Origin of the sequence: Bradyrhizobium sp., from assembly GCF_028868675.1 — a bacterium.
Lineage (GTDB): Bacteria > Pseudomonadota > Alphaproteobacteria > Rhizobiales > Xanthobacteraceae > Bradyrhizobium.
This window is the reverse complement of the sequence record NZ_JAGWUA010000043.1, coordinates 1-26,222: the sequence shown is the minus strand read 5'-3', so window position 1 is coordinate 26,222 and position 26,222 is coordinate 1. Positions and strand designations below refer to the sequence as shown.

Sequence of the window (26,222 nt, the reverse complement as noted above, 5' to 3'; positions counted from 1 at the left end):
ACAGAAAGCCCTTGTGACCGGCGACGATCAGGTGCGGATGACGGCGGCGCATTTCGTCCGCGCCGAGGCCCTGCTTCTCCAGCTGGCCGTCGCGAAAATTCTCCAGGAACACGTCGGCGGTTTCAAGCAGGCGATGCATGGCATCGCGATCCTCGGACTTGGCGAAATCCAGCACGACGCTGCGCTTGCCACGGTTGAACAGCGGGAAGAAGGAAGTGCCCATGCCGCCGAGGCTGCGGGTCTTGTCGCCCGCGGGCGGCTCGACCTTGATCACCTCGGCGCCGAGCTGCGCGAGGATCATGCCGCAGGTCGGACCCATCACCATGTGGGTCATCTCGACGACCCGCACACCCTCGAGCGGCAACCCGGTTTCGGCCATGCATCTTCTCCCTGTGGCCCGGCTTGGGCCGACCGTAGGCCTTCACAAGCCTTCTTAAAAATATAATCTGTCGAATAGTGCCATCAGCATTCTAGAACGCTTGGATCTCATGGATTCGCGCCAGCTCCGCTATTTTATCGCCGTCTACGAGCAGCGGAACCTGTCGCGCGCCGCCGACCAGGTCAACGTCGCGCAGTCCGCGCTCAGCCATCACGTCTCGAACCTCGAGGCCGAGTTCGCCACGCCGCTGTTCGAGCGCAAGTCGCGCGGCATGGAGCCGACCGCGGCCGGCGAACGGCTCTACGAGCACGCCCGCATCATCCTGCGCGCGATGGCGGAGGCCGAGACCGAGGTGCGCGAGGGCGCCCGCGTCATCGCCGGCGACATCTCCATCGGCATGGCGAATTCCGGAGTCAAGGCGATCGGCGTCGAGCTGATGCGCACCGTGCTGACCAGATATCCCAAGCTGAAGCTGTCGCTCACCGAAAGCCTGTCGGGCGCGACATTGATGCACCTGATGGTCTCCAACGTCGACCTCGCGCTGGTCTACAATCCGCCGTCGGAGAAGGAGCTGATCACGGAAGCGGTGCTGGAAGAGGAGATGTTCTTGGTCGGCATTCCCAGGCTCGTCGGCAAGGCCAAGAGCCCGATCCGCTTCGAGGAGCTGAGCCGCCTGCCGCTGATCCTGCTTCGCTACGGCCTCGGCCTCTCCTCCCGGGCGCTGCTGGATGATCCCGTCCTGCTCAAGCGGCTGGAGGGCAGCGCCATCCTGCATGCCAACTCGATCACGGGGATGACCGGGGCGCTGGTGGAGGGACTTGGCTGCACGATCGCCACAAAGCTGTTCGCGCGGGAGGAGTTGAAGGCGGGCCGCCTGATCGCGCGCGAGGTGATCGCGCCGAAGCTGACCCGCACGCTCTATCTCTGCCGCCTGCGCAACCGCCCCATGACCTACGCCATGGAGGAGATGCGGCGCCTGATGCTCTCCATGATCGCCGGGCAGGTCCGCAGCGGCGCCTGGCAGGCGACGCTGGTGGGTTGATGCCCACACGCGCCTCATGCCCGGCCTTGTGCCGGGCATCCACGTTCTTTGTCCCGCAAGAAAGACGTGGATGGCCGGGCCTTCGCCACGCCGAAGGGGCTTCGGCCCCGCAGGCGGGACAAGCCCGGCCACGACGATGCGGAAACACCCGGTGCCAGACTCTCACGCCACCTGCGGCAAATCGACCATCGCCTTGGCCAGCTCGCGTTCGTCGTAGGCGACGTCCTGCAGCTTTCCGGAGAAGTAATCGATATAGGCGGCCATGTCGAAATGGCCGTGACCGGAGAGGTTGAACAAAATGGTCTCGGCCTTGCCTTCGCGCTTGCAGCGCAGGGCTTCGTCCGTCGCCGCCTTGACCGCATGGGTCGCTTCCGGCGCCGGCACGATGCCCTCACAGCGCGCGAAGTCGACGGCTGCATCGAAGCAGCCGCGCTGCTGGTAGGCGACCGCCTCGATTTCGCCGAGTTCCTTCAGATGCGACACCAGCGCCGACATGCCGTGATAGCGCAGGCCGCCGGCATGGAAGCCGGGCGGCGTGAAGCTCGAGCCGAGCGTGTGCATCTTGACGAGCGGCGTCATGTGGCCGGTATCGCCGAAGTCATAGGCGTATTTTCCTCGTGTCAGGGAGGGACAGGCCGTCGGCTCGACCGCGATGATGCGCGGCTTCTTCGCCTTGCCCTGCAATCCCCTGCCGATGAACGGGAAGGCGATGCCGGCGAAGTTCGAGCCGCCGCCGGCGCAGCCGATCACGACGTCGGGCCAGGCATCGGCCATGGCCAATTGCTCCATCGCCTCCTGGCCGATGACGGTTTGATGCAGCAGCACGTGGTTGAGTACGGAGCCGAGCGCATATTTCGTTTGCGGATCCTTGGCCGCGATCTCGACCGCTTCCGAAATGGCGATGCCCAGCGAGCCCGGATGATCGGGCCGCTCGCCGAGAACCTTTCGTCCATAGTCCGTGGTGTTGGACGGCGAAGGCAGGCAGTTCGCGCCGTACGTCTCCATCAGCGCGCGGCGGTAAGGCTTCTGATCGTAGGAGACGCGCACCTGATAGACGATGACCTCGAGGCCGAACAGGGAGCCGGCGAGCGCAAGCGAGGAGCCCCACTGGCCGGCGCCGGTCTCGGTCGACAGCCGCTTGACGCCTTCCTGCTTGTTGTAGAAGGCCTGCGGAATGGCGGTGTTCGGCTTGTGGGAGCCCGCCGGGCTGACGCCCTCGTACTTGTAGAATATCTTCGCCGGCGTTCCGAGCTTCTTCTCCAGCGCGCGTGCGCGAAAGAGCGGAGTCGGCCGCCACATGCGGTAGATGTCGCGGACAGGCTCGGGGATCTCGATCTCGCGCTCGGTCGATACCTCCTGCATGATCAGCGCCATCGGGAACAACGGCGACAGATCGTCGGGACCGACCGGCTGTTTGGTGCCGGGGTGCAGCACGGGCGGCGGCGGCTTCGGAAGATCGGCCTGAATGTTGTACCAGATTTTCGGAATCCTGGTTTCGTCGAGCTGGTATTTGAGCGTTTCGCTCATGCGTCCCTCCGGCTTGTCGCTGATCTTGCGGTCTCATTTTCGACTTTAGCGTCGCCGCCGGGCGGCGCAACACGTCTTCCCCGGAGGCGCCGGCAAGGTAAGTCACCACCGCCGGTTTCGATAATATCGAACGCTCCGATCGATATGTTCGTCTGGATTTCCGCCCCTCGAACGCCAACATGGCCCGATCGGGCAGGGCTTCGGCAAAAAACTCATCAAGAAAAGCCGCCGGGCGTTCGAGCGGCGCGAGCGCGCACCTTTCGTGGGGAGGACATCATGGGCGTCGTCGGCATCGATACTGGCCTTGAGCTCGGCGCCAATTCCTCGGGGCCCGACGGGATTTCGCGGCGGCTGGAGAGCCTGCCGGCCACAGCCCACGTCTGGCGCCTCGTCATCCTGCTCTCGCTCGCCGGCTGCTTCGAGATCTACGACCTGTTCCTGACCGGCTATATCGCGCCGGGGCTCGGCCGCAGCGGGCTCCTGACCGCGACGACGCAGGCTTTCTTCGGCTTCTCCGGGATCGGCGCCTTCGTCGCGGCGACGTTTGCGGGCCTGTTCGTCGGCACGTTCTTCCTGGGCTTCCTGGCCGACAGGTTCGGGCGGCGGGCGATCTTCACCTACGCGCTGCTCGCCTACACCGCGGCATCCGTCATCATGGCCTGCCAGACCTCGGCCGGGGGCGTGCTGTTCTGGCGCTTCCTCGCCGGCATCGGCATCGGCGTCGAGGTCATCACCATCGATGCCTACATCACCGAGCTGGTGCCGAGCCGGATGCGCGGCCGCGCCTTTGCGGTGAACCAGTCGATCATGTTCATCGCGGTTCCCATCGTCGCCTTCCTCGCCTGGTGGCTGGTGCCGCTGTCGCCCTACGGCGTGGACGGCTGGCGCTGGGTGGTGCTGATCGGGGCCGCCGCCAGCATGGTCATCTGGGTGCTGCGGTTGTTCCTGCCGGAGAGCCCGCTGTGGCTTGCGCGCCATGGCAGGATGGAGGAGGCGCTGCGCATTCTCGCCACGCTCGAAGCCGCGGGCGGAACGAGCGACGCGCCGCGGGCCGCCGCGCCGGCCGCACGGCCGGCACAGACCGCAGGCAGCGTGAACTTCACCGACCTGTTCCGGCCGCCCTATCTCTCCCTCGTCGCGCTGTTCATGGTGTTCAACCTCTGCCAGGCCTTCGGCTTCTACGGCTTCGCCAATTGGGTGCCGACGCTGCTGGTCGAGAAGGGCATCACCGTCACCAAGAGCCTGCAATATTCCTTCATCGTCGCGTTCGCCTATCCGATCGCGCCGCTGATCGCCGCGAGCTTCGCCGACCGCTTCGAGCGGCGCTGGATCATCGCCTGCGCCTGCGCGGCGATCATCGTGTTCGGCATGGCGTTCGCACAGCTCACCCAGCCGGCGATGCTGATCGCCTGCGGCGTGCTGCTGACGGCGTGCAACATGACGATGTCCTATGCCTATCACGCCTACCAGACCGAGGTGTTCCCGACCCAGGTCCGCGCGCGGGCCTCCGGCCTCGTCTATTCGATGAGCCGGCTGAGCGCGACGTTCTCGGGCTTCATCGTCGCCTGGATGCTGAAGGAGGGCGGCGTGACCGGCGTGTTCGGCCTGATCACGGCCGCAATGCTGGTCGTCGTGATCACGATGGCGCTGTTCGGCCCGAACGTACGCGGCAGGCCGCTCGACGCCTGACATCGGAGTCGCCGGGCTTCAAGGGCCTTGCCGAAGCGGACCTCCATGTCTACCTCTCCGCTGGTTTCGTGAGAGGTGCCGCCATGCTGGATGCCGCCGTCAAGGCGCTGTCGCAAATGATCTCGCCGCCGATGCGCTCGATCCTGTGGCGATCGATCGGTGTCGCGCTCGTGCTGATCACCGTGCTGGCGATCGGCCTGCAGCGGCTGTTGAGCTGGTTCGCCACCTACGGCGAGAGCTGGCTCGAGCAGCTGCTCGGCCCGGGCTGGCACTCCGCGTTGGAAGTGCTGTCCTGGATCGTCTCGATCGCGGCCGGGCTCGGCGTGGTGTTCGGCGGCATTCTGCTGATGCCCGCGATCACCTCGCTGGTGGCGAGCCTGTTCGTCGACGAGGTCGCCGACCATGTCGAGCGCGAATACTATCCGGCCGAGCAGCCCGGCGTCGCACTGCCGTTCGCGCAGGCGATGCAGGAGGGCGTCAAGACCGCGCTCCTGACCATCCTGGTCTACCTGGTCGTGCTGCCGTTCGTGTTCCTTGCCGGCGCCGGCTTTTTGATCTTCTTCGTCGCCACCGCCTGGCTGCTGGGCCGCGAATATTTCGAGCTTGCCGCCATGCGCTTCCGCCCGCCGGAGGAGGCCAGGGCGATGCGGCGCGACAACGCCGCCACCGTCTTCACGGCGGGGCTGATCATCGCAGCCTTCGTGTCGATCCCGGTCATCAACCTCGCGACGCCGATCTTCGGCATGGCCCTGATGGTCCACATGCACAAGCGCCTGTCCGGCCCGCGGCCCGAGCTGATCGAGCCGAGGCGCAGGGGCGATGTGCCAGCGGGTTGAGAAGCCAACGCACAGTCGTCATGGCCGCTCCCGCTACACCGTCTTCTCCGGCCAGCGGCAGAGGTCGTTGATCAGGCAGACCTCGCAGCGCGGCTTGCGGGCGAGGCAGGTGTAGCGGCCGTGCAGGATCAGCCAGTGATGCGCGTGAAGCATGAACTCGGCCGGGATTGCCTTCTCCAGGCCGAGCTCGACCTCGAGCGGCGTCTTGCCGGGCGCCAGTCCGGTTCGGTTGCCGACGCGGAACACATGCGTGTCGACCGCCATCGTGCGTTCGCCGAAGGCCATGTTGAGCACGACATTGGCGGTCTTGCGCCCCGCGCCGGGCAAGGACTCGATCCCGACGCGGGTGCGCGGCACCTCGCCGCCGAACTCCGCGATCAGTCTTGCCGACAGCGCAATGACGTTTTTGGCCTTGGTGCGGTAGAGGCCGATGGTCCTGATGTAGTCGCGCAAGCGCTCCTCGCCGAGATCGAGCATCTTTTGCGGGGTGTCGGCGACTTTGAACAATTCCCGCGTTGCCTTGTTGACTCCGGCGTCGGTTGCCTGCGCCGACAGCACCACGGCGACCAGCAGCGTGAACGGATTGAGATGCTCGAGCTCGCCCTTCGGCTCCGGATTGGCCTTTTGGAAACGGCTGAAGGCCTCGTGGATCTCGGCCGCGGTCCAGGGTCGTGGCGCCTTCGGCGTTTTCTTCGCGGCGCGCGCCGGCCGCGCGGCCGCCTTCTTGACCGTCATCTTCGAACCGGCCGGTCTTCGTGCCGCCGTCTTGCGGGTGATTTTCGCCATGATCCGATATACTGACAGGCCATGAGCACAGGCAACGAATTTGATCGCGGACCCGAGCCGCAGATCTTCTCGGCGCTGCTGACCCCGCATCGCTCGCTGAACCGCAGCGGCTTTCTCGCCGTGATGCTGTTCTTGAGCGCCATCAGCTTCGTCACCGGCGTCATCTTCCTGGTGATCGGCGCCTGGCCGGTGGTCGGCTTCCTCGGCCTCGACGTGCTGGTGATCTGGTGGGCGTTCAGGGTCAATTTCCGCACCGCGCGGGCGAGCGAGGAGATCACGGTCACGCCGAGCGAATTGCGCGTGCGGCGGGTCAGCCACCGCGGCCACGTCACCGAGTGGGTGCTCAACCCGCTCTGGGTCCGGCTCGAGGAGAAGGCCGACGAGGAGTTCGGCATCGAGCGGCTCTATCTGATCTCGCGCGGCCGGCGCCTGTCGGTCGCCAGCTTCCTCGGCCCTGAGGAAAAAGCAAGCTTTGCCAAGGCCTTGCTCGGCGCGCTGAATGCCGCCAAGCGTGGCCCGACCTACAATCCGATCACCTGAAAGCGGGTCGGAAATCGGGTGGCCTCCAGCGCGGCCCGACCCTACATTTCCGGTCATGATGACACTCGCAATCCATGACCAGCGCCTGGCCAAGCCGGGCCCCCAGAACGCCGCGCTGCGCGACTACGATTCGGTCCGCCGGGCGATCGCCTTCATTTCGGAGAACTGGCGCGCGCAACCGACCATCGAGGCGATGGCGGACGCGGCGAGCGTCACCCCGGATGAACTGCACCACCTGTTCCGCCGCTGGGCGGGACTGACGCCAAAGGCCTTCATGCAGGCGCTGACGCTGGATCACGCCAAGGGCCTGCTGCGCGACTCCGCGAGCGTGCTCGACGCCGCCCTCGATTCGGGGCTGTCGGGGCCGGGGCGGCTGCACGATCTCTTCGTCACCCATGAAGCGATGTCGCCCGGCGAATGGAAGAAAGGCGGCGCCGGCCTGACGTTGCGCTACGGCTTCCATCCTTCGCCTTTCGGCACGGCGATCGTGATCGCGACCGGTCGCGGCTTGTCGGGGCTGGCCTTCGCCGATCCCGGCGAGGAGCAGGCCGCGCTCGCGGACATGGCGCGGCGCTGGCCGAACGCGACCTATGTCCAGGACCAGGAAAGCACCGCGCCGCTCGCACGGCGCATCTTCGATACAAAGCTGTGGCGGCCGGACCAGCCGTTGCGCGTGGTGCTGATCGGCACCGATTTCGAGGTGCGGGTGTGGGAGACGCTCTTGAAGATCCCGATGGGACGCGCGGTCTGCTATTCCGACATCGCCAACAAGATCAAAAGCCCGAAGGCGTCGCGCGCCGTCGGCGCCGCGGTCGGCAGGAATCCGGTTTCGTTCGTCGTGCCGTGCCACCGCGCCCTCGGCAAGGGCGGCGCGCTCACCGGCTATCACTGGGGCATCACCCGCAAGCAGGCGATGCTGGGCTGGGAAGCCGGGCAGCTCGGGGTGCAATAGCTGCACCCTGGCGCGCTTGCGCCGTGCCCACCATCTCCCGCAATTGCTACAGCATGGTGGGCACGCTTCGCTTTGCCCACCCTACCAAGAAGCACCTAGCTCGCCAGATCGAGCTTCGAGGCCACCGTCGAATCCGCGTTGAGCCGGTAGATGATCGGCACGCCGGTGGCGAGCTCTCGCTTCAAGATGCCTTCGGGCGAGAGCTTCTCCAGCACCATGATCAGCGCGCGCAGCGAGTTGCCGTGGGCGGCGACCAGCGTGCGCTGGCCGCGCAGCACGCCGGGCAGAATCTCCTGCACGTAGTAAGGCAGCGCGCGCGCCAGCGTATCCTTCAGGCTTTCGCCGCCGGGTGGCGCAATGTCATAGGAGCGGCGCCAGATATGCACCTGTTCCTCGCCCCATTTCTTGCGAGCGTCGTCCTTGTTGAGCCCGGAGAGATCGCCATAGTCGCGCTCGTTGAGCGCGAGATTCTTGGACGTGGGAAGGCCGGTCTGGCCGAGCTCGGCGAGGATCAGGTCGAGCGTGTGCTGCGCGCGCGTCAGGACCGAGGTGAAGGCGACGTCGAACACGAGCTCCTGCGCCTTCAGCTTGCGGCCGGCGTCCTTCGCTTCGGCCACGCCCTGCTCGGTGAGATCGGGATCCTTCCATCCCGTGAACAGGTTCTTCAGATTCCATTCGCTCTGGCCGTGGCGCACGAGCACGAGGAGACGTTCGCTCATCTTGTTTTCCGTTGGTTCGTTCGATCAGATGTCGCCGAGGCCGAGCACGTCGGCCATGGAGTAGAGCCCGGGCTGCTTGCCTTTCGCCCAGAGCGCAGCCTTGAGCGCGCCGTGGGCGAACAGCATGCGGTCCTCGGCGTGATGCGACAGCGTCAGTCGCTCGAAGGGCCCCAGGAAGCTCACGCTGTGATCGCCGGCCGCGGTGCCGCCGCGCAGGGAGGCAAACCCGATGTCGCCGGTCCTGCGCGCGCCGGTGATGCCGTCGCGGCCGCGCGCCGAATGTCCCTCGAGCGGAATGCCGCGGCCGGATGCTGCGGCCTCGCCCAGCATCAGGGCGGTGCCGGACGGCGCATCGACCTTGGCGCGATGATGCGTCTCCACGATCTCGATGTCGAAATTCGCATCGAGCGCGTGCGCCACACGCTTGACCAGCGCCGCCAGCAGGTTGACGCCAAGGCTCATGTTGCCGGACCGCACGACCACCGCGCGGTTGGTGACGCTCTTGATCACGGCATCGTCGGATGCCGACAGGCCGGTGGTGCCGATGACGTGGACGAGGCCGCGCTCGGCGGCAATCGCCACATTGGCGATGGTGGCACCCGGCACGGTGAAATCGAGAATGCCGTCCGCCTCCGCCGACATCGCCCAGAGATCGGCCGAGAGCTTGATGCCGTTGGCCGGCAGGCCGGCGAGCACACCGGCGTCCTTGCCGAGCAATTCCGAGGCCGGCGCCTCGAGCGCTCCGGCCAGCACCGCGCCTTTGCTCTCCGCAATCGCGCGCGTCAGCGCCCGGCCCATCCGGCCGCCAGCTCCCGCAACAATCAAGCGCATATCGGGCATGGTGTGATCCTCGGTCTAGCGCCCTTGTAGCGGCGGGATGCTGTTCCGGCAACCGAGCCCATCTGCTCACACGTCATTCCGGGGCGCCCGCATCGGCGAACCCGGAATGACGGTGCATCCTTACGGCTGCGGGCCGTCATAGCCCTCGATGATGACGAGGTCGGCGTTGGAGTGCGGCTGCCGCACCTTGATGTTGGCCTGGTATTCCGGCGAGTTGTAGCAGGCGAGCGCGCTCTCATAGTCGGGGAATTCGATCACCACGTTGCGCGTGCGGCTCTGGCCCTCGATCGCGGTGAACTTGCCGGCACGGACGATGAAGCGTCCGCCGAACTTCTTGAAGATCGCGGGATTGGCGGCCGCATAGACCTTGTAGCCTTCGTCGTTGTGCACGTCGACGCGCGCGATCCAGTAGCCCTTTGCCATGCTTGCTCTCCCTTGGTTGTTTCAGCCGAACGCCTGCGCGATCTCGGCCTGGATGGCGTCCGCCGCTGCCTTCGGATCGGCGGCTTCCAGAACCGGACGGCCGACGACGAGATAGTCCGCACCGGCGGCAATCGCGCGCGCCGGCGTCATGATGCGCTTCTGGTCACCCGTCGCCGCGCCGGCGGGCCGGATGCCGGGCGTGACCAGATTCATCTGGTGGCCGACGATCTTGCGCAAATTGCCCGCTTCCTCCGGCGAGCAGACGAGACCGTCGATGCCGAGCACCTGCGCCTGCTGCGCGCGCGCCTCGACGAGTTCGGAGACGCCGAGCCGGTAGCCGGCCGCATGCAGATCGTCGTCGTCGTAGGAGGTGAGCACGGTGACGGCGAGGATCCTCAATTTCGAGCCGGCGCGTCCCTCGACCGCCGCCTTCATGGTCTGCGGATAGGCGTGCACGGTGAGGAACGTCGCGCCGAGGCCTGCGATGCTCTCGACGCCGCGCATCACGGTATTGCCGATGTCGTGCAGCTTGAGATCGATGAAGACCTTCTTACCACGGTCGGCGAGCCTGCCGACCAGCGGCAATCCGCCGGCATAGGCGAGCTGATAGCCGATCTTGTAGAACGACACGCTGTCGCCGAGCCTCGCGATCGTCGCATCCGCGACCTCGACGCTCGGCACGTCGAGCGCGACGATCAGGCGGTCGCTTGTGGCGATTTCGGCGGGCTGCATGTCACCTCACATCATGCGTTGGGAAACGTCGATCAGTTGCCGCACCAGCTCTCTCAGAGCGTCGCCGTCGGCCTGGTTCTTCAACCTGTCCATATCGTCATAGGCCTCGTCGGCAAAGGAGAGCGCGAGCTGGCCGGCGATCACATTGGCGTGGCAGGCGGCGAGGATCAGCCGCAGCGCGCCGAGCGCGCGCGCGCCGCCGAGCCGGCTCTGCGAGGCCGCCGCGATCGCAAAGGCGCGGCCGCGAAACGCCTCGCCGCGCGTCTCATGCGGGTCCTGCACGCGGCTGACCCAGTCGATCGCATTCTTCAGGAGCGGCGGCACGGAGGCGTTGTATTCTGGCGTCACGATCAGGACGCCCTGATGGGCGCCGATCATGCGCTTGAGATTGACGGCGTGCTTGGGCACGCCGGATTTCGCCTGCAGGTCGCCGTCATAGATCGGCAGGGGGAAGTCGCCGAGCGAAATGCGGGTGACGTCGACGCCGGCCTGGGCGAATTCGTAGGCGGCAACCGAGGCCAGCTTCGCATTGTGCGAGCCGGTGCGCAGCGAGCCGGGAATGACCAGGATTCTTGGTGCGGACATCCGGGAAAATCGCATTCGGCGGAAACGGGGCTCCGCCTCGCGGGACCTGCGAGCCGGCGGATCAGTCCTTGCGATACACCCAGACGCGGGCCGGCGGAAGGTTCATCCAGATCCGCTCCGAGGCCTCGGTGGACACGCCGGGCAGGGATTTCGGGATCGGCGGCACTACCGAATAGGTGAACTGCACGAAGGGCGCGCCGGGCGCGAGCGCGGCGAAGGCGTCGCGGACGAGTTTCAGGCGCGTCAGCATCGGCTTCGTCACCAGCGGCAGGCCGGACACGACGGCGGAGGCCGGAGCCCCCAACACGTTCCAGAGCGTGTCGCGCAGACGATAGGCATCGCCCTGCACGACCTTGGCCTGCGGATAGCGATCGCGCAGCAACGCGCAGAAGCCGGGATTGTATTCGACGAGGACCAGTCGCTTCTGGTCGACGCCGCGCTCGATCAGGGCCGAGGTGATGGCGCCGGTGCCGGGGCCGAGTTCGACCACCGGTCCGTCCGAATTGATGTCGACATAATGCGCCATGGTCCGGGCGAGCAGCCGCCCCGACGGCATCACCGCGCCCACATGCAGCGGCTTTTCGATCCATGACCGGAGAAAGCGTACCTCGTCGTCAAGACGAGGCTTCTTCAACGCACGCACGGACGATTGCATGGGCATGGCACTACCGGACGGGACCGCGTCACCGCGGCGTGTCAGAAAATCTTCATAAAGAGGTATAGGCCAGGGGCGATACGGTCAAGCTGACTTAGCTAGCCCCGATTGCCGAAGAAATCCTTGACCTTGGTGAAGAAGCCCGCGGACTCCGGCTGCGTTGCGCCGGAGGAGAGCTTTTCAAATTCCGCCAGCAATTCCTGCTGCTTCTTGGTGAGATTTTGCGGCGTTTCCACCACGACCTGGACGTACATGTCGCCGGTCTGGCGCGAACGAAGCACCGGCATACCTTTTGATGCAATGCGGAAACGCCGCCCCGACTGCGTGCCGGCGGGAACCTTCACCTTGGTCTTGCCCTTGTCGATGGTCGGCACCTCGAACTCGCCGCCGAGCGCCGCCGTCACCATCGAGATCGGCACACGGCAATGCAGATCGGCGCCATCGCGCTGGAAGAACTCATGCTGGGAGAGCGACAGGAAGATGTAGAGGTCGCCCGCCGGGCCGCCGCGCACCCCGGCTTCGCCCTCACCGGCGAGCCTGATCCGCGTACCGTCCTCGACGCCCTGCGGGATGTTGACCGACAGCGTCCGCTCGCGCGTGACGCGGCCCTGGCCTGCGCAGGACGGACAGGCGTCCTCGATCATCTGGCCGCGGCCCTGGCAACCCGGGCAGGTCCGCTCGAGCGTGAAGAAGCCCTGCGACTGCCGCACGCGCCCGGCGCCGCCGCAGGTCGAACAGGTCTTCGGCTTGGAGCCGGCCTTGGCGCCGGTGCCCGAACAGGCCTCGCAGGTGACGGAGACGGGAATCTCGATCTGCGCCGTCTTGCCCTGGAAGGCTTCCTCGAGCGTGATCTCCATGTTGTAGCGCAGGTCGGCGCCGCGTTCGCGGCCGCCGCGACCGCGCTGTCCGGCCATGCCGAACAAATCCTCGAAAATGTCGGAGAAGGAGGAGGCGAAGCCCGCGCCGAAGCCGGCACCGCCGCCGAACCCGCTGCCCTGCTCGAAGGCAGCGTGACCGAAGCGGTCGTAGGCCGCGCGCTTGTCCTTGTCCTTGAGGACCTCGTAGGCCTCGTTGATTTCCTTGAAGCGGACTTCGCTGCTCTCATCCCCGGGATTGCGGTCGGGGTGGAACTTCATCGCCAGCTTGCGGAAGGACGTCTTCAGCTTGGAATCGTCGGCGTCGCGTTCGACTTCCAGCGTCTCGTAGTAGCAGCGCTTGGTGGACATGGCGAACTCGGTCTATCCAATCGCGATTCAGGCTGGAGAGAGGCGGCATCGACGCGCGACGGCAGGGATACCCGCCCGCCTTGCGACAGCGGACTGCGAAGCAACATCGAAGATATCGGATGGGAGTTGAGCGATCGTAACGGGCAAGCGTCCCGCCACGTCAGGCACGATAGCCTCCCCCTTGAAGGGGGAGGCTATCGCGATCTGGGTCCAAGCCGTCCGCATCATTGCCCTCGCGGGTCTTAGGCGGACTTCTTGTTGTTCTTGTCGTCGTCGACTTCGGTGAATTCCGCGTCGACCACGTCGTCCTTGGCGGCATCCTTGGCCGCATCGGCCTCGGCCTGCTGCTTGTACATGGCCTCGCCGAGCTTCATCGAAGCCTGGGCCAGCGTGTTGGTCTTGGCCTTGATCGCCTCGGCATCGTCGCCCTTCAGCGCTTCCTTGAGGTCGCTGACGGCATCCTCGATGGCGCGGCGCTCGGTCTCCGCGACCTTCGAGCCGTGCTCGGCGAGCGCCTTCTCGGTGGAGTGCACCAGCGCATCCGCATGGTTCTTGGCGTCGACCGCCTCGCGGCGCTTCTTGTCCGCCGCCGCATTGGCTTCGGCGTCCTTGACCATCTTGTCGATGTCGGCTTCCGACAGGCCGCCGGAGGCCTGGATGCGGATCTGCTGCTCCTTGCCGGTCGCCTTGTCCTTGGCCGAGACGTTGACGATGCCGTTGGCGTCGATGTCGAAGGTCACCTCGATCTGCGGCATGCCGCGCGGGGCCGGCGGAATGCCCATCAGGTCGAACTGGCCGAGCATCTTGTTGTCGGCCGCCATCTCGCGCTCGCCCTGGAAGACGCGGATGGTGACCGCGTTCTGGTTGTCCTCGGCGGTCGAGAACACCTGGCTCTTCTTGGTCGGGATCGTGGTGTTGCGATCGATGATGCGGGTGAACACGCCGCCCAGCGTCTCGATGCCCAGCGACAGCGGGGTCACGTCGAGCAGCAGCACGTCCTTGACGTCGCCCTGCAGCACGCCGGCCTGGATCGCCGCGCCGATCGCCACGACTTCGTCAGGGTTGACGCCCTTGTGCGGCTCCTTGCCGAACAGCTGCTTCACGACTTCCTGGACCTTCGGCATGCGGGACATGCCGCCGACCAGCACCACCTCGCCGATCTCGCCGGCGGTGACGCCGGCATCCTTCAGCGCCTTGCGGCAGGGCTCGACGGTCTTCTGGATGAGATCGTCGACCAGCGCCTCGAACTTGGCGCGGGTGAGCTTCATCGTCAGATGCTTCGGCCCGGTCTGGTCCGCCGTGATGAACGGCAGGTTGATCTCGGTCTGCGTGGTCGAGGACAGCTCGATCTTGGCTTTTTCGGCCGCCTCTTTCAGGCGCTGCAACGCGAGCTTGTCGTTGCGCAGGTTGATGCCCTGCTCCTTCTGGAATTCGTCGGCGAGATAGCCGACCAGGCGCATGTCGAAGTCTTCGCCGCCGAGGAAGGTGTCGCCGTTGGTCGACTTCACCTCGAACACGCCGTCGCCGATCTCGAGAATGGAAATGTCGAACGTGCCGCCGCCGAGGTCATACACGGCGATCGTACCGGTCTTGGTCTTGTCCAGGCCATAGGCGAGCGCGGCCGCAGTCGGCTCGTTGATGATGCGGAGCACTTCTAGGCCGGCGATCTTGCCGGCGTCCTTGGTGGCCTGGCGCTGGGCGTCGTTGAAATAGGCGGGAACGGTGATGACGGCCTGCTCGACCTTCTGGCCGAGATGGGCTTCCGCGGTCTCCTTCATCTTCTGCAGGATGAAGGCAGAGACCTGCGAGGGGGAATAGGTCTTGCCGTCGGCCTCGACCCAGGCGTCGCCGTTGGAGGCTTTGACGATCTTGTAGGGGACGAGCTTCTTGTCCTTCTCGACCATGGGGTCGTCGTAGCGGCGGCCGATCAGGCGCTTCACCGCGAAGAAGGTGCGCTCGGGATTGGTCACGGCCTGCCGCTTGGCGGGCTGGCCGACGAGACGCTCGCCATCGTCGGTGAATGCGACGATCGACGGCGTGGTGCGCATGCCCTCGGAGTTCTCAATGACTTTGGCGTTCTTGCCATCCATCACGGCGACGCACGAGTTCGTGGTGCCGAGGTCGATCCCGATGACCTTTCCCATGGTCCGATATCCTTCTTTTTGCGGCAGGTTGGCTGGGCCCAGAAGGCGCCCGATCCAAAACCCCCTAAGATCAAAACACCCGCGATATTGCGATGGTTGAGGCTCATATAGGAGGGGGGGACCTGCCCGCAAGGACCGAGACCAAGTTTCGGCCGCGAAAACATCGGCTTTGGAAGGCCATACCGGGCATCTTCCGAGCTTGACGGTCAGGGTTTGTTAACAGGTCGCCGGACACCCGACGGCCGGTCGGCATCGGGCCAGACCCCACCCTGTTACGGGTCGGCCAAACCCGTTAAAAGGCGCGGGCGACCGGATCGCCCCGCCTTGCGATCGGGGGTCACCACGGCCGTCCATCGAACGGCCTCAATGTGAACCAAGTGGAAGCTCCATGACGCCCATTCGTCCCCTCGCCGCACTGGCCCTCCTGTTCGTCATCGCCTTCCCGGCCCTTGCCGCCGACCCGGTCTACCCGCCCGGGCTGCGCCTCGGGATGGTGCCGTTGATCGGCCTCAGCCCGGCCAAGACCTTCACGGGCTTCGAGAGCGAGGACCAGAGCGTGAAGGTGCTGGTCACCGAGTTGCCGCCGGACGCCTATGGCGAGGTCGCCAACGCGTTCAAGGCCGGTCCGGGCGGCACTGGCGTCAAACCGGACAAGATCGAGACCCCGGCCGGGCTCGCCTACTATACCGTCGAAACCGGCAAGCAGGGCGGCGCTGCCGTCAAGCGCTACTCGATGATCGTGCCGGGCAAGGGTTTTTCGGGCTACGTCGCGGTGCAGATCCCCGAAAACGCCACCAAGATCTATTCCGACGAAGCCGTGCGGCAGATGTTCGCCACGGCAGTGACGCGCACCGAGGTGCCGGTCGACGAGCAGCTCGGGCAGATGCCGTTCAAGGTCACCGATCTCGCCGACTTCAAGAACATCCGCACGCTCGCGCCGCGCGCCAGCATCATCCTGGCCGACGGCGACGAGACCACCGGCTTCGAACCCAAACCGTACGTGATCATCGGCCTGATCGGCTCGACGCCGCAGCAGGCGGACGATCGCGCGCGCTTCGCCCAGGAGGCGGCGACGCAGATTCCGGGCGTACGCGAGGCGCGCATCACCATGTCCGAGCCGATCCGCATCGGCGGCATGCCGGCTTACGAGACGCGGTTGGACGCCGTCAGCGGCAAGGACAAGACCGAGGTCACGGTGGTGCAGTGGATCCGCTTCGGCGGCGGGACGTCGCTGCGCATCATCGCGAGCGCACCGCGCGACCAGTGGTCGGTCGCATTCCCCCGCTTCCGCGCCGTACGCGACGGCATCCAGCCCAAAGGTTAGTCCAACTGCCGATCGGCACCGGCCGCATTTTCGGGCTTCTGTCCGCGCGTCAATCGAACTACGCTTTCGCCAGGCTGGACCCATTCCGGAGGGAGACGAACGATGCTGGATCGGCGAAGAATGCTGGCGGGGCTTTCGACCGCCGTTGTTGCAACCCTCGCAACCGACAAGCTTTGGGCGGCGGCATCGATCAAGCCGGATGACGCGTCGGCGCTGCTCGTGATCGACGTGCAAAATTGCTTCCTGCCCGGCGGCAGCCTCGCCGTGAAGGAAGGCGAGCAGGTGGTGCCGGTCATCAACAGGATCGCGAAGGCGTTCGCCAATGTGGTGATGACGCAGGACTGGCACACGCCGGGCCACGTTTCGTTCGCGTCCGTGCATTCCGGCAAGAAGCCGTTCGAGACCATCGATCTCGCCTATGGCAAGCAGGTGCTGTGGCCCGACCACTGCGTACAGGGCACCGACGGCGCCGCGCTCTCCAAGGACCTTTCGATCCCACAGGCCGAGCTGATCATCCGCAAGGGTTTTCACAAGGACGTCGACAGCTATTCGGCCTTCCTCGAGGCCGACGGCAAGACCTCGACCGGGCTCGCCGGCTACCTCAAGGCGCGCAAGATCAAGCGCGTCTTCGTTGCTGGCCTGGCGACGGATTTCTGCGTCGCCTGGACCGCGCTCGACGCGCGCAAGGCAGGCTTCGAGGCCTATGTGGTGGAAGACGCCTGCCGCGGCATCGACACGCAGGGCTCACTCGCCAAGGCCTGGGCCGACATGGCCAAGGCCGGCGTGAAGCGAATCAAGTCCGGCGACATCGCGGTCGGCGCGTAAGGCGGCCTGACGGCGCGGCTCACACCGCGCCGTTCGGCTCGTTGTTGTTGGCGGCCGGAGCTGCCTTCGCGCCGCCCTTGGCGACACCGACCAGCGCCGGGCGCAGCACGCGCTCGCCGATCGTGAAGCCGGCCTGCACGACCTGCACCACGGTCCCCGCGGGCACCGACGGATCGGGCACCTCGAACATCGCCTGCTGGAAGTTCGGATCGAACTTCTGGCCCTGCGGATCGAACTTCTTCACGCCGTGCTTCTCCAGCGCGTTGAGCAGCGAGCGCTCGGTCAGCTCCACGCCCTCGATCAGCGCGGTGAGGCCGGGATCGGCAGTGGCACGCGCCTCGGCCGGAACCGCGTCGAGCGCGCGCTGCAGATTGTCGGCGATGTCGAGCACGTCGCGGGCAAAGCCCGTGATGCCGTAGAGCTTGGCGTCGGCCACTTCCTTGGTGGTGCGTTTGCGCAAGTTCTCCATCTCGGCCAGCGTCCGCAGCATGCGGTCGCGCGCCTCGGCGGCTTCCTTCTGCAGGGTCTCGACCGAACCGGGCTCCGGATCGTCGGGCATCACATAGGGCTTTGAGACCACGGGCTCGGCGGCCGGCGCGGCCGCGTCTTCGGGTTGCCGGTCTGGATCGGTCATCGGCTGCCTTCTCGATCGGGGTAAAAGGATTTTCTGGCCGGGATATCGTGCTTTGGGTCATGAAAATCAAGCGCCCGTGATCGGCGGGGAGCCCATCAGCCGCCGAGGAGGCGACTGACGATGCGTGCGGCATAGTCCACGGTCGGGATCACGCGGGCATAATTCAGCCGCGTCGGGCCGATCACGCCCAGCACGCCCACGATATGGCCGGCGGCATCTCGATAGGGCGAGATGATCGTGGAGGAGCCGGAGAGCGAGAACAGCTTGTTCTCCGAGCCGATGAAAATCCTGACACCTTCGGCGGTTTCGGCGCGGCCCAGGAGGTCGATCACGCCGCGCTTGGTTTCGAGATCGTCGAACAAGAGCCGCACCCGCTCGAGATCCTCCAGCGCATGCAGGTCCTCCAGCAGATTGGCGTGGCCGCGCACGATGAGCTGGCGGTCCTCGCTCTCCCCGCCGGACCAGCTCGCGATTCCCGCCGAGATGACCTTCTGCGTGAGCTGGTCGAGCTCGGCGCGGGCCTGCCCAAGCGCCGTCTCGAGCTCGAGCCGGGCTTCCGCCAGCGTCCGGCCCCGGATTCGCGCGTTGAGGAAGTTGCCGGCTTCCGTCAGCGCCGATGAGGGAACCCCGGGCGGCAGCGTCAGCACGCGGTTTTCGACCTGGCCGTCCTCGCCGACCAGGATCACCAGCGCCCGCTCCGGTTCCAGGCGGACGAATTCGATGTGCTTCAGCCGCGCATTGGATTTCGGCGTCAGCACCACCGCGGCGGCCCGGGTCAGGCCGGACAGCCGGGTCAAGGCCTCTTCCAGCGCAGCCTCGACCGATTGCGCATGGCCGACGGAGGACAACTGGCTCTGGATCGCCTGCCGCTCGGCCTCGTTGAGGTCGCCGACCTGCATCAGGGCATCGACGAAGAAGCGCAGGCCCAGTTCCGTCGGCAGCCGCCCGGCGGAAGTATGCGGGGCATAGATCAGGCCGAGCTGTTCCAGATCGGCCATCACGTTGCGGACCGAGGCCGGCGATAGCGGAACCGCGATCAGCCGCGAGATGTTGCGCGAGCCGACCGGCTCTCCGGTCGCAAGGTAACTTTCGACGATCTGACGGAAGATGTCGCGCGAACGCTCATTGAGCTGGGCCAGGCCTGCGCGCGGCGCGATCAGATGAATCGGATCGTGATGGGCCACGGACGTTAACTCCTCTCAGGCCCATCTAATTTGTCCATCCGGACGGCCCCTGACAAGCGCCGAAAACGCTCCGTCGCCCGCCCGGCCCCCTTGCCGGGCTCCCTTCCCCAACCTACAAGCACCGCGAACGCCGTTTTCCCTTGAGTTTCTGGAGGATTTCCCATGCGGCCAAGCCGCCGTGCGCCGGACGAATTGCGCCCCGTGACGCTGGAGCGTGGCGTAGTCAAATATGCGGAAGGCTCCTGCCTCGTGAAGTTCGGCGACACCCATGTGCTGGTCACCGCGACGCTGGAGGAGCGCCTGCCGCCCTGGCTGAAGGGCCAGGGCCGCGGCTGGGTCACCGCCGAATACGGCATGCTGCCGCGCGCGACGCTGGAGCGCACCCGCCGCGAGGCCTCCGCCGGCAAACAGAGCGGCCGCACCGTGGAGATCCAGCGCCTGATCGGCCGTTCCTTGCGCACCATCGTCGATCTCGAAGCACTCGGCGAGCGCCAGATCACGGTCGATTGCGACGTGCTGCAGGCCGACGGCGGCACCCGCACCGCCTCGATCACCGGCGCCTGGGTCGCGCTCGCCGACTGCATCGCCTGGATGAAGGCGCGCAACATGATCAAGGCCAACGTCATGCGCGACAGCGTCGCCGCGATCTCCTGCGGCATCTATCAGGGCACGCCGGTGCTCGACCTCGATTACGCCGAGGATTCCGAGGCCGAGACGGACGCGAATTTCGTCATGACCGGCGACGGCCGCATCATCGAAGTGCAGGGCACCGCGGAACGCGAGCCGTTCACGGAAGCCGAGTTCCTGGCGCTGATGGCGCTGGCGCGCAAGGGTATCGCGCGGCTCGTGGACTTGCAGAAACTGGCGGTGGCGTAGTCAATAGGCCATGCACCGCCGAATCACGGACAAGCTCGTCATCGCGACCCACAATCCCGGCAAGCTTGCCGAGATGCGGGAACTGCTGGCGCCGCACGGCGTCGAGGCGGTATCGGCGGGCGAACTGGGCCTCGGCGAACCCGAAGAGACCGGCAAGGATTTTCGCAGCAACGCCAAGATCAAGGCGATCGCCGCGGCACAGGCCGCAGGGCTTCCGGCCTTTGCCGACGATTCCGGCATCGTGGTCGACGCGCTCGACGGCGCCCCCGGCATCTACTCGGCACGCTGGGCCGGTCCGACCAAGGATTTCACCGCGGCGATGACGCGGATCGAGCGGCTGCTGCAGGAGCGCGGCGCCACCACGCCGGACAAGCGAAGAGCGCATTTCGTCTCCGCGCTGTGCGTCGCCTGGCCCGACGATCACATCGAGGAAGTGGAGGCGCGCGTCGACGGCACGCTGGTCTGGCCGCCGCGCGGCAATGCCGGCTTCGGCTACGATCCGATGTTTCAACCGAACGGCCACAGCCGCACCTTCGGCGAGATGGAGAGCATCGAGAAGCACGGCCTGCCGCCGCTCGGTCTCGGGCTGTCGCATCGCGCCCGCGCCTTCGTGAAGCTTGCGGAGATCTGCCTCGATGGGCGCTGAGACACCCGCCTTCGGCGTCTATGTGCACTGGCCGTTCTGCCTGTCGAAGTGTCCCTATTGCGACTTCAACAGCCACGTCCGCCACGCCGCGATCGACGAGGAACGGTTTGCGCTCGCCTTCGCCCGCGAGATCGCGACCACGGCCGCGCGTATTCCCGGCCGCGAGGTCACCTCGATCTTCCTCGGCGGCGGCACGCCGTCGTTGATGCAGCCTGCAACCGTCGGCGCCGTGCTGGACGCGATTGGCAGGCACTGGACCGTCGGCCGCGACGTCGAGGTCACGCTGGAGGCCAATCCGACCAGCGTCGAGGCGACGCGGTTCGCCGGCTATCGCGCGGCCGGTGTCAACCGCGTGTCGCTCGGCGTCCAGGCGCTCGACGACGCCTCGCTGAAGATGCTCGGCCGGCTGCATAGCGCGCGCGAGGCGCTCGATGCGGTCAGCATCGCGCGGCGTTCCTTCGATCGTTATTCCTTCGATCTGATCTACGCCCGCCCCGACCAGACGCCGGAAGCGTGGGCAGCCGAGCTCCGTCACGCCATCGACGAGGCGGCCGAGCATCTGTCGCTCTATCAACTGACCATCGAAGAGGGCACGCCGTTCTTCGGCCTGCACCGGGCCGGCAAGCTGAAGACACCGGACGAGGCTCTCGCGCGCGTGCTGTACGACGTCACGCAGGAGACCTGCGAGAAACTCGGCCTGCCCGCCTACGAGATCTCCAACCATGCGCGGCCGGGCGCGGAGTGCCGGCACAATCTCGTCTACTGGCGCGGCGACGAATATGCCGGCATCGGCCCCGGCGCGCATGGCCGGCTCGACATCGGCGGCATCAGGCACGCGACCGCGACCGAGAAGCGTCCCGAGGCCTGGCTGATGCGGGTCGAGGCCAACGGTCATGGCCTCATCACCGACGATCGCCTCAACAGCGAGGAACGCGCCGACGAATTCTTGCTGATGGGCCTGCGGCTTGCCGAGGGCATCGACCCCAAGCGTTACGCCGCGCTCTCGGGCCGCCCGCTCGATCCCCGTCGCATCGCGCTGTTGCGCGAGGAGGGCGCGATCACCGTGGACGCCGGCGGCCGGTTGCGGGTGACGCAGTCCGGTTTTCCGGTGCTGGACGCCGTGGTCGCGGATCTGGCTGCGTAGCGTCAGACGCGTAGCCCGCATGGAGCGCAGCGCAATCCGGGGTCGTGCAGGTGGCGAGACTGGTCCCGGACTTCGCTTCGCTCGTCCGGGCTACGAACGCGCTACGCCCCAAAGCTCTTCGGCGAGCCGGCGACCGGGACCGCGCCGCCGGTCTGCACCTTCATCACCGCGAGCCCGCGTTCGTTGGTGCCGTCGGCGCGGAAGCGGAACAGGCCGTCGATGCCGGCAAAGCCGGACGGGCTGGTGAGAACGTCGGGCGAGAAGCGCTGTGCGCCTTGCGTGCGCGCAAGCGCCGCGACCAGCGCCACCGCGTCATAGGCAAGCGTCGCCGTGCGCACCGGCTCGCTTCCGTAACGGGTACGGTAGCGGCCGGAAAAGGCGCGAAAGCCCGCGGGATCGGGCGCGGCGTAAAGACCGCCCTGCAGCGCCGGGCTGGCGAAGACACGCGGATTGTCCCACAGGCCGGTGCCGAGCAACTGGATGTTGCGAAGGTTGGCGCCGGCCGCAGTCAACGCATCTGCCACGGCAACCACCGAATCGCCGTCGTCGGCGATGAACAGCGCGTCGGCGCTGCCGAGCGCGTGCGCGACGGTGCGCGCGGGCGTCGCGCGATCGGCGCCATATTTCTCGAACGCGACCACGCGGCCGCCGCGGCGGGGCGCCGCCGCCTTGAACGCGGCCTCCACGACATTGCCATAGGCATTGTCCGGCAAGAGGGCGGCGAAGGAGCGCTTTCCGATGCTGGAGGAGTATTCGACGATCCGGTTGACGTCGGACTCCGGCAGGAAGCTCAGAAGATAGACGCCGCGGCCGGCGACGCTGGAATCGGTCGAGAATGCGATCACCGAAATGCCGCGCACCCGCGCCGCCTGCGCCACCGCCGGCACCGACTGCGCGAACAGCGGGCCCAGAATGATCTCCGCGCCCTCCTCGACCGCCTGCTGCGCGCCCTGTTGCGCGCCCTGCGGGGTGGCGTTGTCATCCTTGATCAGGAGCTGGATGTTGGGATTCTGGAACTCGGCCAGCGCCATCTCGGCGGCGTTGCGCATGGACTGCGCGGCAAGCCCCGCATTGCCCGCGCCCGACAGCGGCAGGATCAGGCCGACCTTGACCTGGCCGGTGCCGGCAACGGTGCCCTGCTGCGGCGGGCCGGCGGGTCCCGGCGAAGATGAGCCGAACTGGCTGAGGCTCTGCTGCACACCGGCGCAGGCCGAGAGCAACGGTGCGCCGACGAGAAGGCCAAGCGCTGTCCGCCGGCTCGTCCCCGACCGGGGCTCCGAGGAAGACGGCTTGGAATGATACGGGCCCACCATGACAGCTCTTTACGATGACCGAACCAGCGCGGTCAGGACGACTCTCCGCCAGAAAGACGCGGATTTCCGGCATATTGTCGGCGAATAGTTAACCAAAACAAAAGGATAATACCCCCCTACCGCGGCCATCCGCTTCCTCCTGGCCAGCCGTTCGCCGCCGCTCGCACCACGCATCGGCGAAAAGCGTTGCCGCCGCGAATATGGCGCAAGCGCTTCACTCGCTTTAAGTATTCATTATGCGCGCAAAGCCGGCCCCGATAAATACGTCTGAAGCTGCAGTGGAACCCGGCGCGCGGGGTTTCTCCATCGGCGCGCATCACTTTTCCGCAAGCAAGGCGGCGCCGGGCCTCTATCTGGTCGCGACCCCGATCGGCAATCTCGGCGACATCACGCTGCGCGCGCTCCAGACGCTTGCCGGCGTCGACATCATCGCCTGCGAGGATACCCGCATCACGCGGCGGCTGACCGAGCGCTACGGCATCGCGGCCCAGCTCAAGCCCTATCACGAGCACAATGCGGAGGCCGCCCGGCCGAAGATCCTGCACGCACTCTCGCGGGGCGCTTCGATCGCGCTGGTCTCCGACGCCGGCACACCGCTGATCTCCGATCCCGGATTCAAGCTGGTGCGCGAGGTATCCGCCACGGGGCACCCCGTGTTTGCGCTGCCCGGACCGTCCTCGGTGCTGGCGGCACTCACGGTCGCGGCGCTGCCGACCGACCGCTTCTTCTTCGAAGGCTTTCTGCCGGCAAAACCCGTCGCACGCCGCAAGCGCCTCGCCGAGCTCGCGCGCATCGACGCCACGCTGGTGATGTTCGAGTCCGGCAACCGCATGCAGGACACGCTGACCGATCTCGCCGGGATCATGGGCGAGCGCCAGGCCGCGGTGTGCCGCGAGCTGACCAAACTGCACGAGGAGATCAGGCGCGCGCCGCTCGCCGAGCTGGCGCGCCAGGCCGATGCGCCGGAGACCCGCGGCGAATTCGTGCTGGTGATCGGCCCGCCCGCGGCTGACGAGCAGGTCATGGCATCGGACGATCTGGAGCATCTCCTGCGCGGGCAGCTTGCGCACCACAGCGTGAAGGACGCGGTGGCGCATGCGGTCGAGCTGTCGGGGCGACCGCGCCGCGAGGTCTATGCCCGCGCGCTCGAGCTTGCCAAGGAAACTGCAAAGCAGGTGCGAGGCGACGATGGCGAGGACTGACGGCACCCCGCCGGCCGAGTCGGCGCCAAAGGCCGCAGCCCCCGAGCGCGTCGCGGCGTTCAACACCGGAATTTCCGCCGAGAGCCGCGCCGCTGCCTATCTGCTTGCAAAAGGCTATCGCATCCTTGCAAGGCGCTTCCGCACCCCGCATGGCGAGATCGACATCGTGGCGCGCCGCCGCAACCTGGTCGCCTTCGTCGAGGTCAAGGCCCGCGCCAGTCTCGAGGACGCCGCCTATGCCGTGACGCCACGTCAGCAGCAGCGCATCATCGCGGCGGCGCAAGGGTGGCTTGCCGCGCATCCCGAGCATGCCGAATTCGAATTGCGATTCGACGCCATGCTGATTGCGCCGCGGCGACTTCCACGCCATGTGTTGGCGGCATTCGACGCCTCGACCTGAAAGGCAGCCCATGAAGCTCAACGTCGCCGTCCAGATGGACCCGATCGCCCGCATCAACATCCGCGGCGATTCCACCTTTGCGCTGCTGCTGGAAGCGCAGAAGCGCGGCCACAGCCTGTCGTACTATACCCCCGACAAGCTGTCGCTGCGCGGCGAGGAGCTGGTGGCGCCGGTGCAGCAACTCACCGTGCGCGACGAGGTCGGCGATCACTTCACGCTCGGGGAAGCGAAGCGCGAACCGCTGCAGTCGTTCGACGTCATCCTGCTGCGGCAAGACCCGCCGTTCGACCTCGCCTATATCACCTCGACGCATTTTCTCGAACGCATCCATCCCAAGACGCTGGTCGTGAACAATCCGGCGTCGGTGCGCAACGCGCCGGAAAAACTGTTCGTGATGAACTTTCCTCAGTTGATGCCGCCGACGCTGATCTCGCGCGACCTCGACGAGATCAACTCCTTCCGCGATCAGCACGGCGCCGTCGTCATGAAGCCGTTGCACGGCCATGGCGGCGCGGCGGTGTTCCGCGTGATGCCGCAGGACATGAATTTCGGCTCGCTGTTCGACATGTTCTCGGTCACCTTCCGCGAGCCCTGGGTGATCCAGCGCTTCCTCCCCGAGGTCAAGCACGGCGACAAGCGCATCATTCTGGTCGACGGTGAGTTCGCCGGCGCCGTCAACCGCGTACCCGCGCCCGACGACCTCCGCTCCAACATGGTGCGCGGCGGCGCCGCCCATGCCACTGATCTCTCCCCGTGCGAACGGGAAATCTGCGCCATGCTCGGTCCGGCGCTGCGCGAACGCGGCCTGCTGTTCGTCGGCATCGACGTGATCGACGGCAACCTCACCGAGATCAACGTGACCTCGCCGACCGGTATCCGCGCGATCCAGCGCCTCAACGGCCCTGACGTGGCCGGTAAGGTCTGGGATACCATCGAGGCCAAGCGCGGCGGAAAATAGCGGCCACTCACGGCGCCCCCATGCTGGCGCGCAAGACGGCACAGCCGGTCCAATGGAACCGAAGCGGCCCCGGTAACGGGGCGCTAACGCCCTGTGCTCCAGTATTCCACCATCATACAGCCATTGTTTGGACAAGACTGTACGTCGGTCCGTGAGCCGCTGCCCCTGGAAGACATTGGACGGAAAAAGGAAAGCGCCAATGAACTCCACGCCTGATACCAAAGGACCCGCATCGCAGGACGCCCCGACCGGGCGTCCCGATGAACGGCTGGCGCACGCCTACGAAGAGATTAAGCGCGCCGACGAGCAGCTCACGCGCATGAGCGAGCAGCTTGCGAAAATCGAGGGCAGTGCGGCGCGTCCACCCGCGGCTGGCGTTCCGAAAGAACCTGCCGCGCCCCTATCATCCGCGGCGGCGCCGTCATCTACCGAACCGCCTGCTCAGCCAGCGCCCGCGGAGCCAGCGTCAGCGCAAGCGCCGCCCGCGCAGCCGTCATCGCAAATCGCCTCTCCGCCAGCAAAGCCGGTGAACCGGAGCCCGATGGCCATATTGTTGGCCGCCTGCTTCGTTGTTGCAGCCCTCATCGGGTCGACCTATGGCGGTATCGTCACCCGCTGGGCGCCGCAGCCCGGATCGAAGC

General features: G+C 66.5%; 27 protein-coding genes and 1 pseudogene. 14 read left to right on the top strand and 14 right to left on the bottom strand.

Annotated elements, in window-relative coordinates; genetic code table 11:
- Positions 1-379: CoA transferase (locus KGM94_RS08500; RefSeq protein ID WP_300256829.1), on the bottom strand; the 379-nt coding region annotated here is incomplete at its 3' end.
- A gap of 109 nt (positions 380-488) precedes the next feature.
- Here KGM94_RS08500 and KGM94_RS08495 point away from each other — a divergent pair.
- The gene (locus tag KGM94_RS08495) at positions 489-1,421 is read left to right on the top strand and encodes a LysR substrate-binding domain-containing protein (RefSeq protein WP_300256828.1); all 933 of its coding nucleotides are present in this window, start codon (positions 489-491) and stop codon (positions 1,419-1,421) included.
- A gap of 162 nt (positions 1,422-1,583) precedes the next feature.
- Here KGM94_RS08495 and KGM94_RS08490 read toward each other — a convergent pair whose 3' ends face one another.
- The gene (locus KGM94_RS08490; RefSeq protein WP_300256826.1) at positions 1,584-2,948 is read right to left on the bottom strand and encodes a TrpB-like pyridoxal phosphate-dependent enzyme; all 1,365 of its coding nucleotides are present in this window, start codon (positions 2,946-2,948) and stop codon (positions 1,584-1,586) included.
- 276 nt (positions 2,949-3,224) lie between these two features.
- Here KGM94_RS08490 and KGM94_RS08485 point away from each other — a divergent pair, with 276 nt between their 5' ends.
- Positions 3,225-4,637, top strand: coding sequence for an MFS transporter (locus tag KGM94_RS08485; RefSeq protein WP_300256824.1), 1,413 nt, complete (start codon positions 3,225-3,227; stop codon positions 4,635-4,637).
- A gap of 83 nt (positions 4,638-4,720) precedes the next feature.
- Entirely contained in the window at positions 4,721-5,473 is a 753-nt protein-coding gene (locus tag KGM94_RS08480; RefSeq protein WP_300256822.1) for a sulfate transporter family protein, read from the top strand.
- A gap of 33 nt (positions 5,474-5,506) precedes the next feature.
- On the opposite strand, the gene nth is transcribed toward KGM94_RS08480, so the two are convergent.
- Positions 5,507-6,259 (bottom strand): endonuclease III, encoded by a 753-nt coding sequence (gene nth, locus KGM94_RS08475; RefSeq protein WP_300256820.1) that lies wholly within the window; start codon positions 6,257-6,259, stop codon positions 5,507-5,509.
- 21 nt (positions 6,260-6,280) lie between these two features.
- Here nth and KGM94_RS08470 point away from each other — a divergent pair, with 21 nt between their 5' ends.
- On the top strand, positions 6,281-6,799 hold the full coding sequence (locus KGM94_RS08470; protein WP_300256818.1) for a DUF2244 domain-containing protein: 519 nt from the start codon (positions 6,281-6,283) through the stop codon (positions 6,797-6,799).
- 55 nt (positions 6,800-6,854) lie between these two features.
- Complete coding sequence (locus KGM94_RS08465; protein WP_300256816.1) at positions 6,855-7,751, top strand: bifunctional helix-turn-helix domain-containing protein/methylated-DNA--[protein]-cysteine S-methyltransferase; 897 nt, start codon at positions 6,855-6,857, stop codon at positions 7,749-7,751.
- A 95-nt stretch (positions 7,752-7,846) separates the two neighbouring features.
- Here KGM94_RS08465 and KGM94_RS08460 read toward each other — a convergent pair whose 3' ends face one another.
- The 8 genes from KGM94_RS08460 to dnaK form a co-directional block, all read right to left on the bottom strand.
- The gene (locus tag KGM94_RS08460) at positions 7,847-8,470 is read right to left on the bottom strand and encodes a 2,3-bisphosphoglycerate-dependent phosphoglycerate mutase (protein WP_300256815.1); all 624 of its coding nucleotides are present in this window, start codon (positions 8,468-8,470) and stop codon (positions 7,847-7,849) included.
- A gap of 24 nt (positions 8,471-8,494) precedes the next feature.
- Entirely contained in the window at positions 8,495-9,310 is an 816-nt protein-coding gene (dapB, locus tag KGM94_RS08455) for a 4-hydroxy-tetrahydrodipicolinate reductase (RefSeq protein WP_300256813.1), read from the bottom strand.
- Positions 9,311-9,430: 120 nt separating this feature from the next.
- Positions 9,431-9,733, bottom strand: coding sequence for a DUF1330 domain-containing protein (locus KGM94_RS08450; protein ID WP_300256811.1), 303 nt, complete (start codon positions 9,731-9,733; stop codon positions 9,431-9,433).
- A 21-nt stretch (positions 9,734-9,754) separates the two neighbouring features.
- On the bottom strand, positions 9,755-10,465 hold the full coding sequence (pyrF, locus tag KGM94_RS08445; RefSeq protein ID WP_300256809.1) for an orotidine-5'-phosphate decarboxylase: 711 nt from the start codon (positions 10,463-10,465) through the stop codon (positions 9,755-9,757).
- A gap of 6 nt (positions 10,466-10,471) precedes the next feature.
- A complete protein-coding gene (locus tag KGM94_RS08440) occupies positions 10,472-11,050 on the bottom strand; it encodes an NAD(P)H-dependent oxidoreductase (protein WP_300256807.1) in 579 nt (192 codons plus the stop codon).
- A gap of 61 nt (positions 11,051-11,111) precedes the next feature.
- Complete coding sequence (locus tag KGM94_RS08435) at positions 11,112-11,711, bottom strand: rRNA adenine N-6-methyltransferase family protein (RefSeq protein WP_300256805.1); 600 nt, start codon at positions 11,709-11,711, stop codon at positions 11,112-11,114.
- Between the two features lie 92 nt (positions 11,712-11,803).
- Positions 11,804-12,931 (bottom strand): molecular chaperone DnaJ, encoded by a 1,128-nt coding sequence (gene dnaJ, locus KGM94_RS08430; RefSeq protein ID WP_300256803.1) that lies wholly within the window; start codon positions 12,929-12,931, stop codon positions 11,804-11,806.
- Between the two features lie 242 nt (positions 12,932-13,173).
- Entirely contained in the window at positions 13,174-15,075 is a 1,902-nt protein-coding gene (dnaK, locus tag KGM94_RS08425; protein WP_300256801.1) for a molecular chaperone DnaK, read from the bottom strand.
- 388 nt (positions 15,076-15,463) lie between these two features.
- Here dnaK and KGM94_RS08420 point away from each other — a divergent pair, with 388 nt between their 5' ends.
- Together KGM94_RS08420 and pncA are read left to right on the top strand one after the other, a co-directional pair.
- Positions 15,464-16,399, top strand: coding sequence for a hypothetical protein (locus KGM94_RS08420; RefSeq protein ID WP_300256799.1), 936 nt, complete (start codon positions 15,464-15,466; stop codon positions 16,397-16,399).
- Between the two features lie 102 nt (positions 16,400-16,501).
- On the top strand, positions 16,502-17,224 hold the full coding sequence (pncA, locus tag KGM94_RS08415; protein ID WP_300256797.1) for a bifunctional nicotinamidase/pyrazinamidase: 723 nt from the start codon (positions 16,502-16,504) through the stop codon (positions 17,222-17,224).
- A 19-nt stretch (positions 17,225-17,243) separates the two neighbouring features.
- Here pncA and grpE read toward each other — a convergent pair whose 3' ends face one another.
- On the bottom strand, positions 17,244-17,858 hold the full coding sequence (gene grpE, locus KGM94_RS08410; protein ID WP_300256795.1) for a nucleotide exchange factor GrpE: 615 nt from the start codon (positions 17,856-17,858) through the stop codon (positions 17,244-17,246).
- Positions 17,859-17,953: 95 nt separating this feature from the next.
- Positions 17,954-19,042, bottom strand: coding sequence for a heat-inducible transcriptional repressor HrcA (hrcA, locus tag KGM94_RS08405; protein ID WP_300256793.1), 1,089 nt, complete (start codon positions 19,040-19,042; stop codon positions 17,954-17,956).
- 162 nt (positions 19,043-19,204) lie between these two features.
- Between hrcA and rph the strand changes: the two genes are divergently transcribed.
- From rph to hemW, 3 genes are read left to right on the top strand one after another with little or no spacing between them, the layout of a single operon-like run.
- On the top strand, positions 19,205-19,918 hold the full coding sequence (rph, locus tag KGM94_RS08400; protein WP_300256791.1) for a ribonuclease PH: 714 nt from the start codon (positions 19,205-19,207) through the stop codon (positions 19,916-19,918).
- Positions 19,919-19,928: 10 nt separating this feature from the next.
- The gene (gene rdgB / locus KGM94_RS08395; RefSeq protein WP_300256789.1) at positions 19,929-20,564 is read left to right on the top strand and encodes an RdgB/HAM1 family non-canonical purine NTP pyrophosphatase; all 636 of its coding nucleotides are present in this window, start codon (positions 19,929-19,931) and stop codon (positions 20,562-20,564) included.
- The gene (hemW, locus tag KGM94_RS08390; protein WP_300256787.1) at positions 20,554-21,708 is read left to right on the top strand and encodes a radical SAM family heme chaperone HemW; all 1,155 of its coding nucleotides are present in this window, start codon (positions 20,554-20,556) and stop codon (positions 21,706-21,708) included. Before rdgB ends, hemW begins: the two co-directional genes overlap by 11 nt.
- A 101-nt stretch (positions 21,709-21,809) precedes the next feature.
- Here hemW and KGM94_RS08385 read toward each other — a convergent pair whose 3' ends face one another.
- A complete protein-coding gene (locus KGM94_RS08385; protein ID WP_300256785.1) occupies positions 21,810-23,021 on the bottom strand; it encodes a penicillin-binding protein activator in 1,212 nt (403 codons plus the stop codon).
- Positions 23,022-23,257: 236 nt separating this feature from the next.
- Between KGM94_RS08385 and rsmI the strand changes: the two genes are divergently transcribed.
- The 4 genes and pseudogenes from rsmI to KGM94_RS08365 form a co-directional block, all read left to right on the top strand.
- Positions 23,258-24,223 carry a 16S rRNA (cytidine(1402)-2'-O)-methyltransferase gene (gene rsmI, locus KGM94_RS08380; RefSeq protein WP_300256783.1) on the top strand — a complete coding sequence of 322 codons (966 nt, stop codon included), beginning with the start codon at positions 23,258-23,260 and terminating at the stop codon, positions 24,221-24,223.
- A complete protein-coding gene (locus KGM94_RS08375) occupies positions 24,210-24,623 on the top strand; it encodes a YraN family protein (RefSeq protein ID WP_300256781.1) in 414 nt (137 codons plus the stop codon). Before rsmI ends, KGM94_RS08375 begins: the two co-directional genes overlap by 14 nt.
- A 10-nt stretch (positions 24,624-24,633) precedes the next feature.
- Entirely contained in the window at positions 24,634-25,581 is a 948-nt protein-coding gene (gene gshB, locus KGM94_RS08370) for a glutathione synthase (protein WP_300256779.1), read from the top strand.
- A gap of 199 nt (positions 25,582-25,780) precedes the next feature.
- Positions 25,781-26,222: pseudogene (locus tag KGM94_RS08365) on the top strand (hypothetical protein); the annotation flags it as partial.